Annotated in this window: 16 protein-coding genes and 1 pseudogene; 9 read left to right on the top strand and 8 right to left on the bottom strand. The window is 59.7% G+C overall.

Going from position 1 to position 11988, the window contains the following annotated elements:
• From IEX25_RS20480 to IEX25_RS19005, 3 genes are all read right to left on the bottom strand, one after another.
• On the bottom strand, nucleotides 1–175 hold a 175-nt coding region (locus tag IEX25_RS20480; RefSeq protein ID WP_188717254.1), incomplete at its 3' end, for a DUF4167 domain-containing protein.
• A gap of 177 nt (nucleotides 176–352) precedes the next feature.
• Nucleotides 353–616, bottom strand: a complete 264-nt coding sequence (locus IEX25_RS19010) for a hypothetical protein (protein ID WP_188717253.1) — start codon at nucleotides 614–616, stop codon at nucleotides 353–355.
• Between the two features lie 65 nt (nucleotides 617–681).
• Nucleotides 682–843 carry a hypothetical protein gene (locus tag IEX25_RS19005; RefSeq protein ID WP_158248119.1) on the bottom strand — a complete coding sequence of 54 codons (162 nt, stop codon included), beginning with the start codon at nucleotides 841–843 and terminating at the stop codon, nucleotides 682–684.
• A 284-nt stretch (nucleotides 844–1127) separates the two neighbouring features.
• Here IEX25_RS19005 and IEX25_RS20225 point away from each other — a divergent pair, with 284 nt between their 5' ends.
• Nucleotides 1128–1274, top strand: a complete 147-nt coding sequence (locus tag IEX25_RS20225) for a DUF4113 domain-containing protein (protein ID WP_229665475.1) — start codon at nucleotides 1128–1130, stop codon at nucleotides 1272–1274.
• 51 nt (nucleotides 1275–1325) lie between these two features.
• Here IEX25_RS20225 and IEX25_RS18995 read toward each other — a convergent pair whose 3' ends face one another.
• From IEX25_RS18995 to IEX25_RS18985, 3 genes are all read right to left on the bottom strand, one after another.
• A complete protein-coding gene (locus IEX25_RS18995; RefSeq protein ID WP_103175095.1) occupies nucleotides 1326–1664 on the bottom strand; it encodes a hypothetical protein in 339 nt (112 codons plus the stop codon).
• 33 nt (nucleotides 1665–1697) lie between these two features.
• Nucleotides 1698–2132 (bottom strand): BLUF domain-containing protein, encoded by a 435-nt coding sequence (locus IEX25_RS18990; RefSeq protein ID WP_188717250.1) that lies wholly within the window; start codon nucleotides 2130–2132, stop codon nucleotides 1698–1700.
• Nucleotides 2133–3516: 1384 nt separating this feature from the next.
• The gene (locus tag IEX25_RS18985) at nucleotides 3517–3765 is read right to left on the bottom strand and encodes a hypothetical protein (RefSeq protein ID WP_188717249.1); all 249 of its coding nucleotides are present in this window, start codon (nucleotides 3763–3765) and stop codon (nucleotides 3517–3519) included.
• A gap of 895 nt (nucleotides 3766–4660) precedes the next feature.
• On the opposite strand from IEX25_RS18985, the pseudogene IEX25_RS18980 reads away from it, so the two are divergent.
• From IEX25_RS18980 to IEX25_RS18945, 8 genes and pseudogenes are all read left to right on the top strand, one after another.
• Nucleotides 4661–4977 (top strand): annotated as a pseudogene (locus tag IEX25_RS18980) (integrase core domain-containing protein); the annotation flags it as partial.
• Between the two features lie 280 nt (nucleotides 4978–5257).
• The gene (locus IEX25_RS18975; protein ID WP_188717248.1) at nucleotides 5258–6037 is read left to right on the top strand and encodes a FadR/GntR family transcriptional regulator; all 780 of its coding nucleotides are present in this window, start codon (nucleotides 5258–5260) and stop codon (nucleotides 6035–6037) included.
• A gap of 49 nt (nucleotides 6038–6086) precedes the next feature.
• The gene (locus IEX25_RS18970) at nucleotides 6087–7055 is read left to right on the top strand and encodes a tripartite tricarboxylate transporter substrate binding protein (protein ID WP_188717247.1); all 969 of its coding nucleotides are present in this window, start codon (nucleotides 6087–6089) and stop codon (nucleotides 7053–7055) included.
• 4 nt (nucleotides 7056–7059) lie between these two features.
• Nucleotides 7060–7518, top strand: a complete 459-nt coding sequence (locus IEX25_RS18965; protein ID WP_188717246.1) for a tripartite tricarboxylate transporter TctB family protein — start codon at nucleotides 7060–7062, stop codon at nucleotides 7516–7518.
• On the top strand, nucleotides 7518–9029 hold the full coding sequence (locus IEX25_RS18960; RefSeq protein ID WP_188717245.1) for a tripartite tricarboxylate transporter permease: 1512 nt from the start codon (nucleotides 7518–7520) through the stop codon (nucleotides 9027–9029). Before IEX25_RS18965 ends, IEX25_RS18960 begins: the two co-directional genes overlap by 1 nt.
• Nucleotides 9030–9079: 50 nt before the next feature.
• A complete protein-coding gene (locus IEX25_RS18955; protein ID WP_229665473.1) occupies nucleotides 9080–9547 on the top strand; it encodes a 2,4'-dihydroxyacetophenone dioxygenase family protein in 468 nt (155 codons plus the stop codon).
• A 37-nt stretch (nucleotides 9548–9584) separates the two neighbouring features.
• Nucleotides 9585–10274: an SDR family NAD(P)-dependent oxidoreductase gene (locus IEX25_RS18950; RefSeq protein ID WP_229665472.1), complete on the top strand. Its 690-nt coding sequence runs from the start codon at nucleotides 9585–9587 to the stop codon at nucleotides 10272–10274.
• A gap of 49 nt (nucleotides 10275–10323) precedes the next feature.
• Nucleotides 10324–11319 carry a zinc-dependent alcohol dehydrogenase gene (locus tag IEX25_RS18945; protein ID WP_188717243.1) on the top strand — a complete coding sequence of 332 codons (996 nt, stop codon included), beginning with the start codon at nucleotides 10324–10326 and terminating at the stop codon, nucleotides 11317–11319.
• Between the two features lie 251 nt (nucleotides 11320–11570).
• On the opposite strand, the gene IEX25_RS18940 is transcribed toward IEX25_RS18945, so the two are convergent.
• Together IEX25_RS18940 and IEX25_RS20375 are read right to left on the bottom strand one after the other, a co-directional pair.
• Nucleotides 11571–11744, bottom strand: a complete 174-nt coding sequence (locus IEX25_RS18940) for a hypothetical protein (protein WP_188717241.1) — start codon at nucleotides 11742–11744, stop codon at nucleotides 11571–11573.
• Nucleotides 11741–11869 (bottom strand): hypothetical protein, encoded by a 129-nt coding sequence (locus IEX25_RS20375; RefSeq protein WP_268236168.1) that lies wholly within the window; start codon nucleotides 11867–11869, stop codon nucleotides 11741–11743. The genes IEX25_RS18940 and IEX25_RS20375 overlap by 4 nt, the downstream gene beginning before the upstream one ends.
• Between the last annotated feature and the right edge of the window lie 119 nt (nucleotides 11870–11988).

The following is an 11988-nucleotide window of genomic DNA, read 5'->3' as shown; positions in this document are numbered from 1 at the left end:
GGTCATTTGCAAGCCGCGCTTCTTCCGCGAACTGACGATAGCGCTCGACGAGCTGTTGGGCGGTCCCCCGGATCTTGCCCTTCGCGCTCGTGCTCTCGAAGACACCATTGCCTAAACCCCGCTGTTGCTGCGGGGAGCGCGGTTTGCCATGCTGTCGTTTGATATACGATTTCATAAGCCAATTTGTTAAGGCAGCGAGAATGCAGGGGCCTGCATCTTGCCGAAATAGGCTGCACTTCGCTTATCGGCAAGACGGCCTGAGGGCACGGCAGCTTTTTTGCAGCCTATCCCAGACCGGTGCCGTGGGAAGTGGCTCAAGCGAATGGCTGGCGCAGTATGCCTGATTGCAAGGTTAGTGGCCTCTCCGCATCCGCATTCTTGCGATGTCCCTCCAGATGCGTTGAACGACGATCTCGATCTCATCGGCCATGACGTCATAGCAGCGAAACTGTGATCTCAAGCTGTCTGGCGCAGTCACGATCATCGTGTCCAGCTCCTGCACGCCGTCACCAAGACAGGCGCTGACCCACAGGTGAAGGTGAGCTTCCGTATAGTCCTGGACGGAGGCTTCATAGCCCCGCAGGGCGGGATCGGCAGGACCCTGTTTGTCTGTCACTTGTTTCCATCCATTCGATAGTCCGCCAGCAAGTCCCTGACCTGCGACTGCCAGATGCGGGCCCACTAGGCTGCAGCCGGCTCAAGGACCGGAGCGGTCATCATGGATCGGCGCAGCGAGTCCACGAGAACCGATCCCAAGGATCGTTGCACCTCGCACGCGTTGCCTTGCTGCGCCTGCCTGTAGTTCTGCAGGAACGCGATGATGTTGGGATCAATGATGCCCATCAGCGCACATCCTTCCGTTGTATTCAGACAGACACTTTCGTGTTCTGGGGTTGCATATAATGAAAGGACGTTTCGGACGGCAATAGTTCCATCTACTTAGAGAAAAATAAGCTCCAATGTGTTGTCCAAATGGACAAGTTGCCGTCAACGTCATCTTCAGACAAAAGAGGCTTATCAGCCGGGCGGCACCTGTGTTGTTTTCATGTTCCCAAGTGCTTTGCCGCCCGGCTGGAAGATCCAGCTATCCATGCAGGACGCGAGCCAACCTGTACCGGATCACGGACGTGCTCGATGCGATCAACGACCATCTCGGCAAGAAGACGATGGTGCCGGCGCGCGAAGGTTTCGCCGGTGAATGGCGCTTGCGCGCCGATCACTGTTCGCCCCGCTATATCACCGGGATCAGCGAGTTGGCGACTGTGCGGGTCTAGAGACAAGGATGATAAGGATGGCCTTCGACTTCACCGCTGAGGCGGTGTTGCTCAGAAGCCCGGCAGGTCCAGCGGCGTGTATCTCAGCGAGGTTGGCGTGCATTCGTGCCACTGCATCTCGGCATTGGGCTGATCGTCCCTGCCCCAGCACCAGCCTTTCTCATTCAGCGCCTGCCCGTAAATGGCGCGTGCCATGCAGGCCACGACTGTTTTTGCTTCCTGACTTCCGGGAACGCGACACGTGTCATCGGCCTCATCGTAGAGGTCTCGCAGTTCGGCCACTGTTTCCGTCGCATTGGCGAGAGGCGATTTAGCTTGCGGCGCTTCCGCTTGCGCGAGGCTGGGTCCAAGCAAGGCCAAGACCGCCAAGGTGGTGTTCAAGATATTCATGGTTCTTCTTCTGAAAGCGCAAGCTACCCTGGGCTACCCTGTCATTTCTGGGGTCTTGTCGCTGTTGTCCTCTGATAGCGCGAGGCACAGCCCTTCAATCTTGGCTTGGGGAAGTTGCACGGGGTCGAATACGCCGTTTACCCAATAGCGATCCTGGATCTCCAGCGGGATCTCTGCCGCCCTCAAGCAGCGCATGCTCCATTGGGAGAACAGCCGAGACTCGCTCTCCCCGGCAAGCAGGACGCGGATCCTTTGATGCCGATCATCCTTCATGATCCGCATCATGCACTCGGCAACTGCTGTTCTGCCCCCCTCCAGAAGCTGTAGGAAGTCCTCATCGCCGGCGATGAGCAGGCCCGTGATGCCGTCGTTCGCATTGTTCTTGCATGACCTGTCGAAGATGTCGCGGAGGGCCTCTTCGGAGGTTCCACCATGGTGTGATGCATAGACGAGCCTGGTCAGTTGCATGGGGTCTTTGTTCCTTCTGGTCAGGCTGGGAGCTTTTGACCATCACAGCGTCCCAACACAATTGGTCCGTACAAAAACGTTGCGGCATCCATATGGGCTTCATGCCTCCACTGGCTCAGCAGGATCTTGCCGCATCCCGGCTTATACCGGGACCTCGCTCTAGGCTGCGTCCGGCTTGTGCCGGCCTTCGCCTATAGCCTGGACCCCTGCCCCTCCTTTACGGCTTTTCCCGCGCTGTCTGTCTCGTCCCAAGCCAGCCTGCGCAGGGCCACAATAGTCGGTCCAGCGGTCCAGTCTCGGCCCTCTGGGTGGCGATCGCTTGCGGATAGCCCGGTTGTCCAGCCGTGCACTGGCCCGACCTTGGGAGTGGAGGCGGGAGGCCGAAGCAGGCTGTACCCGACTGACATTCCCATTCCCTCAGCGACGAAGGTTCACTTGGCCCCGCGCCGCGGGGGTCTTCTTTTTTGCCTCTGTTTCCCCTGTCCTGTCACCGGCAGGCTGGCGCCAGGACAGGGGCGGCACTCAGGCCGCCCCTCGCAAGCAAGCTCCAGAAAACGCAGGTAGGGCTGCGATACTTGCGATTCTGCGATTTCATAGGCGACACATGGGAGAGGAAGTAGGCGACCAATCGCAGGTCAGACTTCAGATAGCCTCGGGCACTAAAGCCGCCATAGCATCGCCAGACTCTTTGCAATCGGCCAGAAGATAAACCACCCCCGCAGCCGCCCAGATGGCTGCGGGGAATGCGGCGGTCAAAAATCGTTTCAGAAGTGGCACTAGGTTCAGGTTCAGGAGCAAGTTGATAAGTTTATTGGACCAGAGGTCGCGTCTACCTTTGCAGCTAATGCTTAAATTTTACCAACGAGATCAATAATCTGTTTACAAACGCCTAAAAGTTGCATTACCTGAAATTGCAGGCAGCCACAGGCACTCAACCACGTCTCGCGACCCCCGGCGCCACGACACGCCGGGGGTTAACTAATGTCATGTAGCCAGCACTGAGCTTTTGGTTAACGTTGCCATTACCCCACCCCACGACGATGGGGCTATGGTAACGAGTAGCGCCCCGCTTTGCCCCAGCGGGGCGTTTTCAGACAAGTAGACAAGCCTCCTGCGCTAGGACATTTTTTGTTACCGCATCAGTGCGGGAGGCTTCACCACGTGCGCAACTCGGGTGGGGCATTTCTATTTTGGTGGAAACGGATCAACTAATATTTGATAAGCGATGCTGTGAGGGCAAGCGCACGTCCCTCATGGGAGGCTCTTGCAACCGGCACGGTCGTAAGGGCCTTTCGCGTCTGGCTTAAGCGGCCCTTCCTTAGCTCCCCTCCAAGATGCTTCGAAGTAGCCGATCAGCGAGCATCCCTCCAAAGGGCGCCCGAACTTAGGCAATCGGCCTAAGGTGGGACTTACGCAGCGTTGGAGAGCTTCGTTTGTGGGTCGCAGGGCGGGTCAGTTCCAGGCGCATGGCTTCAAGCTCTGCAATCTGACGATCGATCCGCCACAAGGTGTCCGCCTTCTCTTCGTCTGACAGGTCGATCCGCCCGATGTTCGCGCGGCAGAGCATCAGTGTGGTTCCGGCTGCCGACAGGTTGGTATGCAGGGCTTCATAGCTGGTTACGCGGTAGCTCATCAGGGCCTCACTTATTTTTCATATGGTTTGGACCAATGGAGTTAAGAAAAGGCTAAAGACTGCCTCGGGCAGACAAAAAGCCCGCTTGATCCGGCGGGCTGCAGGCGGATCGGTGAAGTGGGATGGCCCCGCCGAGGGTACGCGGGTGCGGCGGGGCCTGTCGGGTTCGGGGCCGACACAGCAAAGGTGCCATCCTGCCGGGGAGGCTGTCCAGCGTATCAGAAGTCCAACCAGGGCTAGTACTAAGGTGCGGTGAGTTCATGTGGCCCCGCCAGATGGTAACTTGGTGGTGGGGCCTGTCGGGCGAGGGCCGACGAACCGATGATGACATGCCGCCGATGAGTCTGTCCAGAAAATGGAAAAAGCCCCGGCACGTAACAGGGCCGGGGAGGGACAATCTTAATTCTTGGGGTAAAGATTGCGGTAGAAACAGCAGCTTCTGCCCTTCTTGGAGGCAACCTTCTTGGAGGCAACCTTACAGGGGTGATAGTGCACAAAAGCGCATGAAAGTGCCGGTCTTCGTTAGCGGAGCCCTCTGCATCCATTTCAGAGCACATCTTGACCTGAGAGGCAGGCCAGTTGTTCTTGACGGCGCCTGAAAAGCCCGCCGAACTGGGCAGGTGGGCTTGGAAAATGAGGTGCCCCTGCAAATCCGGCGCTGCCTGGCTGCCTTGATAGTCTGTATGGACCGTCTTTGCTCCGGCAGTGATCGAGTTGTCGATGACATCGGCCATCGCCGTCTCGAGCGTATAACCAAAATTGCGCGTCCCTTCGATCAGGGAGGCAGCATGCGGGGTTGCATCCGCCAGACCCTTGAAATTCCTATCTTCAGTCGTTCGTGCTCTCAGTGCTGAGGGTTCCCCATCTTGGAGTGCTGCGTCAAGAACTTCCGGATCGCCTTCCAGAGACAAATGAGATGCTGGCCGAGAATGGGCCGCCTTACGTCGCAAAGGATACCCAGATCTTCGCCCTACAACTCGGGCTGAAGCCCTGAATCGCACAATCCACAGCCCGCAGAGCAACGGCATCTCGGAGGCATTCGTGAAGAGGCTCAAGCTTGACTATATCCAAGTGACGTTGCTGCCTGATGCCGACACCGTCCTTGGGTTGATCGGAAGCTGGATCGAGGATTTCAACGACCACCACCCACACTCAGGGCTGAAGATGCGCTCGCCCCGTGAGTTCATTGCAGCTCGAATCTCAACAGCCTGAGTATCCGGTGAAATGGGGGCAAGACAATTCTCACCTGCGCCGAGGCCATGTGGAGCCGCGACCGCCGTTGAGCGCACGACAGCCAGCCTAATACTGGTCCGCCAACAGCCGGATCGGCCAAGAACGTCATGTTCATCACCTTGGAGGAAGAAAGCGGAGTGGCATCCGGCACCTGCACCTCGACGCGGCCTGGGTGACGGGCGCAATTTCCGGTACCCCAAAGCCACTTTCAAGCGGAGTTGTCCACTACAATGACCCCCAATTGTTATCGATCCCACACTTGACCAGCGGCAAGTCTTCGGTCATTCATCTGACGAATAAAGCGCTTAAGGATCTTACGTTGATCTCTGACCAGACCAGAACAGGCGTTATGGACAGCGTCCTTGATTCGATCGGGCTGGCCATCGCGTCCGGCAAATATCCTGAAGGGGCGAGTATCCCCACTGAACCCGAACTGATGGAAGCCTTCGGAGTTGGCCGATCGTCCGTCCGCGAGGCAATCCGTTCCCTTGTCGCGCTCGGCATGGTCGAAACCGCCCCGCGTCGGGGAACGGTGGTCAACCCCAAGTCGAAATGGAGCATGTTGAGCCGCGAGACCATGCGCTGGATCATGGCAGGCAAGGTGCATCAGACGGAGTTGCTGGGTGCGATTGATGAGGCCCGACTGATCTTCGAGCCTTCCTCGGCGGCCTTGGTGGCGCGCCGTGCCACCCGTATGCAGATCATCGGCATCGAGACCGCCTTTGCCCGCATGGAAGACGCAGCCGAGCGTGGCGATGCCGAGGCAGCCGTCTCGGCCGACCGGCAGTTTCACCTCGCGATCTTGCAGGCTACCGGAAATCCTATCCTGGAAGCCTTTGACGCTGCGCTTGATTCGGTGCTGGGGGTCCTCTTCTCCGTGACGGCAAATCACATGGAGAACTTTCGGGCGAACCTGTCGAACCACCTGGCTGTCGTGGAGGCCATTCGCCGCCATGACCCTGAAGGGGCGTTCAAGGCAATGACCGATACGATCGGGTTCACCACAACACGAATGAAGGATGCCGGCTTGATCGAATAGCCGCAGGGCGGTCAGGAACCGCACACTACTGGAGGAGAAGACAATCTTGATGAAGAAACTGATGATCGCTGCAGCGGGTATCGCTGTCAGCGCTGGAACTGCCATTGCCGAATACCCGGAGCGCCCGATCACCATGATCGTGGCCTGGAATGCCGGTGGCGGCACAGATGCCATTGCACGTGTGGTTGCGGCCGGGCTGGAAAAGGAACTTGGCGTCACGGTCAACGTGGTGAACAAGCCAGGCGGCGGTGGCGTGATCGGGCATTCCGAAATGCTGACGACCCGGCCTGACGGCTATACCATCGGCTTTGCCAGCGCGGAAATCGCAAGCTACTATTGGGCCGGCAATGCCCAGTTCAAGGCGACCGACTTCAACCCGATCGGCCTGGTGAACTTCGACCCCAGTGCCTTCCATGTTGCCGCCGACTCCGAGTGGCAGGACCTGCCTGCCGCCCTTGAGGCGATCAAGTCCCAGCCAGCCGGCACCTACAAGACCTCCGGCATGGGCGCAGGTGCCGCCTATCACCTGGCCTTTGCGGGGCTTCTGAAGGCCAATGGCGTCGACCCCATGCTGGTGACCCATGTCCCGTCACAGGGTGCGGCACCTGGTTTCCAGGAACTGGCTTCAGGTGGCGTGCAGATCATTCCGTCCTCTCTGCCCGAGGGGCTCTCGATGATGCAGGCGGAGCGGTCGCGGCCCATCGCCGTGCTTGCCGAAGAACGTCTTGCGGCATTTCCGGATGTTCCCACCGCAACGGAAGCGACGGGCGTGGAATTCTCTGGCGGGACCTGGCGCGGCGTTGTTGGCCCCCAGGGTCTTGAAGCGGAGGTTGCCGAAAAGCTTGCCGCAGCCGTTCAAGCCGTGGCCACCTCGGAGGAGTTCACGACCTTCATGAACGATAAAGGGTTCGGGGCTGCGGCCTACAATCCTGAAGAGTTCGAGGCCTTTCTTGCCAGCCAGCATACTTCGGTTGGTGAGATCATGAATGACCTGGGCCTGGCCCAGCGTCAGGAGTGATCCCATGCGCCTGCCGGATTTCTGGACGGGCCTGGCTTTCGCCGCATTCGGCCTAGCCATTGCCCTCATCGCTCGCGGGTTTCCCGTTCCGGCGGGCGCTGCATCCCCTCGCCTTTTTCCGACAATCATCGGGGCCGCGATGGCCCTGATGGGTGCGGCAATCGCACTTCGTGGCCTCCGGAACGCGGCCGATTTCACCATGCCTGAATGGCTTGGAAAGCCGCGCCGGATGGCCTTGATGGCATATCTGCCCTTGGCGATCGTCGTCTTCGCTCTCACTGCGCCAACCTATGGAACAATTGCCGTCGCTGTTCCGATCATGATCGTTCACTGCATGATCTATGGTCTGAAGCCCTTGCCCGCAGTTGCCATGGGGCTGGTTGCGGGCACGGCCATTCCGCTTGCCTTCAGCGAGCTGCTGGGAATTCCCCTGCCCTACGGCCTGATCGAGGGATTGCTGTAATGGATGCCTTCATTGCCGGTCTCGATCTGGTGTTCCAGACCGAGGTCATCCTGACCATCGTCGTGTCTGCCCTCTTCGGACTGTTCGTGGGGATGATCCCGGGTCTCAGCGCGACAATGGCCGTGGCCCTTCTCGTGCCGGTCACCTTCACCATGAGCCCGGTGGCCGCACTCGCGACGATCATCACCTGCTCGGCCATGTCGATTTTTGCCGGAGATGTCCCCGGCGCGTTCCTCCGCATTCCCGGAACGCCCTCTTCGGCTGCCTATACCAACGACATGAATGACCTGGTGAAGGCGGGTCGCGTCGGTGATGCCCTGGGCATGTCGGCTGTGGCCTCGGTGCTGGGCGGGATCATCGGCACCATCGCGCTGATCCTGTGCGCCCCCCTTCTTGCCGACTTTGCGCTGAACTTCTCCAGCTTCGAATACTTTTGGCTTGCCCTGCTGGGCCTGTCCTGCGCCACCCTTGTCGCAGGGGATGATGCACTGAAAGGTGGCATCTCTTTGATGCTCGGCCTGTTCATGGCCGTGGTGGGCCTGGACTTCGTCACCGGCATCCAGCGCTACACCTTCGGCAACATGAACCTGCAAGGCGGCATTGGCTTCATCTCCGTGATGATCGGGGCTTTTGCCTTTGCGGAACTGATGCGCCGCGCGTCGGTGTTTACGGGCCAGCGTCTGGAGGTCCGCCTGGATGTCAGCGGCCGCCCCATGCCGGCGGCAAAGACCATCTGGCAGCAGCGCAAGTCGATTACCCGCGGTGGTGTCCTTGGCACCCTCATCGGGGTGTTGCCGGGAGCGGGGGCGGACATTGCTGCCTGGGTTGCCTATGCGGTCTCGAAGCGGTTCTCGAAGAACCCCGAACAGTTCGGGCGCGGCTCGGTCGAGGGTGTGGCGGGCGCGTCGTCAGCCAATAACGCTGCCTTGTCGGGTTCCTATGTGCCGACACTGGTCTTCGGCATCCCAGGCGACTCGATTACCGCGATCGTGGTGGGCGTGCTGATCCTGAAGGGGATCCAGCCGGGACCGCTGGTGTTCTCGCAGTCGGCCGACATGGTCAACGCACTCTACATCATCTTCCTGATCTCGAACCTGCTGCTCGTCCCCTTCGCGATCCTCGCGATCTACATGGGTCGGTTCGCGATCTCGCTGCGTGACGAGGTGCTTTATCCCGTCATCATGCTGCTGTGCATGTTCGGGGCCTATGCTGTCTCAAACAACATCTTCGAGCTCTGGATCGTGCTCGCGACCGGCCTTCTGGTCTGGGTCATGAACGAGAACGACTATCCGACAGCTCCGCTTATCCTGGGCTTGGTCCTGGGTCAGGTGGTCGAGCAGAACTTCATGTCCTCGATCATCAAGGCGGACGGCAACATGATGATGTTTGTCAACCGACCGGTGGCCGCCGCCCTGGCAATCATCACGCTGATTGTCTGGTTCTTTCCGCTCATCGGCGTTCTGCGCCGGCGTACCGCTCGGGACCCGGCAACCGACACTCCCCTATCCTGATACAGAAAGGAAACTGACGCATGTATGCCAATATGCAGGGCTCAACCCACATGCTTGCCCCGAAGGAGATCGCGCTGAAGGCGATCCCCGAGGACGAGCGTGTCTGGGTCCCCCAAGCCCCGAACGTCTTCTTCCGCCCGATGTTTCTCAACACCCTCAGCGGACAGTGGTGCAACCTGTTGAAGGTCACGCGCTCTGGCATCCTGTCCCGCCACCTTCATCCCGCGCCGGTCTTCGGCATGGTTCTCAAGGGAAAGTGGCACTACTTCGAACATGACTGGGTCGCCGAGGAAGGATCGTTCGTCTACGAGCCGCCGGGTGAGATCCACACCCTGAACGTGCCGGAAGACTGCGAGGAGATGATCACGTTCTTCAACATCTCGGGCTGCATGATCTATCTGGACAAGCAGAACAAGCAGATCGGCTACGAAGACGTCTTCACCAAGATCGACATGTGCCGCGCGCATTACGAGAAGGTGGGACTGGGGGCGGACTATGTCGATCAGTTCATCCGCTGATTGGGCCTCAGGCTGGTTGAAGGGTCGCAAGGTCCTTGTGACCGGTGGCACGGGGGGCATCGGCAGGGCCATTGCCGATGCCTTCTCCGAGGCAGGCGCCGACGTGGTTGCAACGGCAGCGACTGAGAAGGAGCTGCAAGCCGCGCGTGAAACCGCATCGGATGTTGTCTTCCGGTTGTTGGACGTGCGTGACACCCAGGGCGTGCGCGACTTCGTCACCGGCTTTGACAGCCTCGACGTGGTGGTGAACTGCGCAGGCGTCATTCGCCGGGGCGAGGAACTGGACGCGGACGTCTTTGCGCAAGTCGTGGACATCAACCTGACTGGATCGATGCGCGTCTGCGAGGCGGCAGCGCCCCTTCTGGAGCGCTCGCAGGGGTCGATCATCAACATCGCCTCGATGCTCAGCATCTTTGGGGGCGGGTTGGTGCCGGGATACTCGGCGTCCAAAGGCGGCATCGCTCAGCTGACGAAGTCGCTTGCCATCGCCTATGCCCCGCGCGGGATCAGGGTCAACGCCATCGCGCCTGGCTGGATCGCAACCCCGCTGACGCAGGCGCTGCAGGACGATCCGGCGCGGTCAGGCCCGATCCTCTCGCGCACGGCGATGGGACGGTGGGGCACCCCGCAGGACCTGCATGGTCTGGCGCTGTTCCTGGCCAGCCCCCATGCCGCCTTCATGACCGGGACCGTCATTCCGGTCGACGGCGGCTATTCCATCACCTGACAAAGGCCGGTCGCGCATTGCGGCCGGCTTGTCTCCGAAGGAGCTTTCGATGAAGGCCGTAGTTTATTGTGATCCCCTCTCCGTCGCAGTTCAGGACGTTCCCGCGCCTCAGGGTGACGGTGTGCTGCTGAACGTCGAGGCCTGTGGCATTTGCGGCACGGACCTGACCATCTTCAAGGGCGCGCATCCCCGATCAAAACCACCCCTGATCCTCGGGCATGAGTTCGTGGCTCGCATCGCCGAAGATCGGGAGGGCTTTGCCAAAGGAGATCGCGTCGTTTGCTTCCCGCTGATATCATGCGGGACGTGCGAAACATGTCGCTCGGGACAGCCTCATATCTGCGAGGTCCTTCGCCTTTATGGCATTGACGAGCCAGGCGGCATGGCCGAACAGGTCAGGATACCGGCTGCCGACCTTATCCGGATCGGAGATCACATTCCTGCAGCAGTCGCTGCGCAGGCTGAGCCGCTTGCGGTATGTGTCCATGCCGCCCGACGCGCCCGCGTCAAACCTACTGATGCCGTCGCCATCATCGGAGCCGGACCGATCGGGACCACTCTCGCAGCATTTCTCAGGCAGGAGGGTGTCTCGTCGGTCAAGCTGTTTGATACGAACGCGACGAGGATTGACCGTCTGAAGGAAGGCGGGTTCGACGCGAAACTGGTGTCCCCCGCTGCTTACAAGCAGGCCCTTGCCGAAATCGGCAGAAGCGGGTTCGACGTGATCTTCGAATGCGCCGGCGCAGAACAGGCCGTCACCGATGCGTTGGAGCATGTGCGTGTTGGCGGGCGGGTCGCGATCGTATCAATCCACAAGGGCGCACTGCCTGTCGATCTACAGCGCATTGCCTTCCGGGAAATCGAGCTGATTGGCACGCGCGTTTATACCAGGGCTGATTTTGAGGATGCCGTAGCCATGATGGGCCGCATGACAGAAAGCCTGTCGTGGATTGCCGGAGACGCATATGGTCTTACCGATGCCCCTGACATGCTTCGTGACCTCGCCAACGGTGCAGGCCCTTTGAAAGCAATTGTCGGCGTTTAAAGGGGAACGTTCATGACGGCGCCATTGGCAGCTCGCAACGGTCTTTTTCTTCTACTCAGTTCGCGAAACCAGTTTGGGGTTGGACGGGTGTTATGGAACACGGGCTGTCTTGATGCGCGGTATTTGCAAGCTACAAACCCAACGCCTCTCGCCGCCCACCCCCTTGCTTGGAAGCGCCCACAGCGCCGGATTCGGAGCGCGCGGCTGAACCTTTCACACGGTGCTCCGGACAAGGACTGAGCGTCTGCGGCTTATCTGACGCTCTGGGTTCGACGCAGGTTCATGACTGAGCGGATGGCGATGCGTTTTGCCTCCTCGGGCGCAACCCCGAGGGCGGCGCAGTTCTTCAGGATCGCCTGCATGATCACCATCTCGCCTTCATGGTTTGCCGGCCCGGCCTCTGGCGGCACGGCATCAACCGTCATCTGCTTGGCTTCACAGCAAGACCTGCCACTGTTCCCTTGGTGCTAGGTGCCGCGGCGATCACCTTGGGCTTTTCCTTCTTGGGCTTTTTCTCGTCACGCTTTCGCTTGTTCATGCCTTTGGCCATCGGTCAGTTCCTTATTGGCCGTCGATGCGCGACGGATTTTCGCAGGGTAGGCCGTCGAATTCAGAATAGATAGACACGTCTCCGGCATCCACGGTTGGCGGATGCGCGATCAGTCTTCT

Source organism: Paracoccus acridae (assembly GCF_014642735.1).
GTDB lineage: Bacteria > Pseudomonadota > Alphaproteobacteria > Rhodobacterales > Rhodobacteraceae > Paracoccus > Paracoccus acridae.
This window is presented reverse-complemented; position numbering and strand designations above follow the sequence as displayed.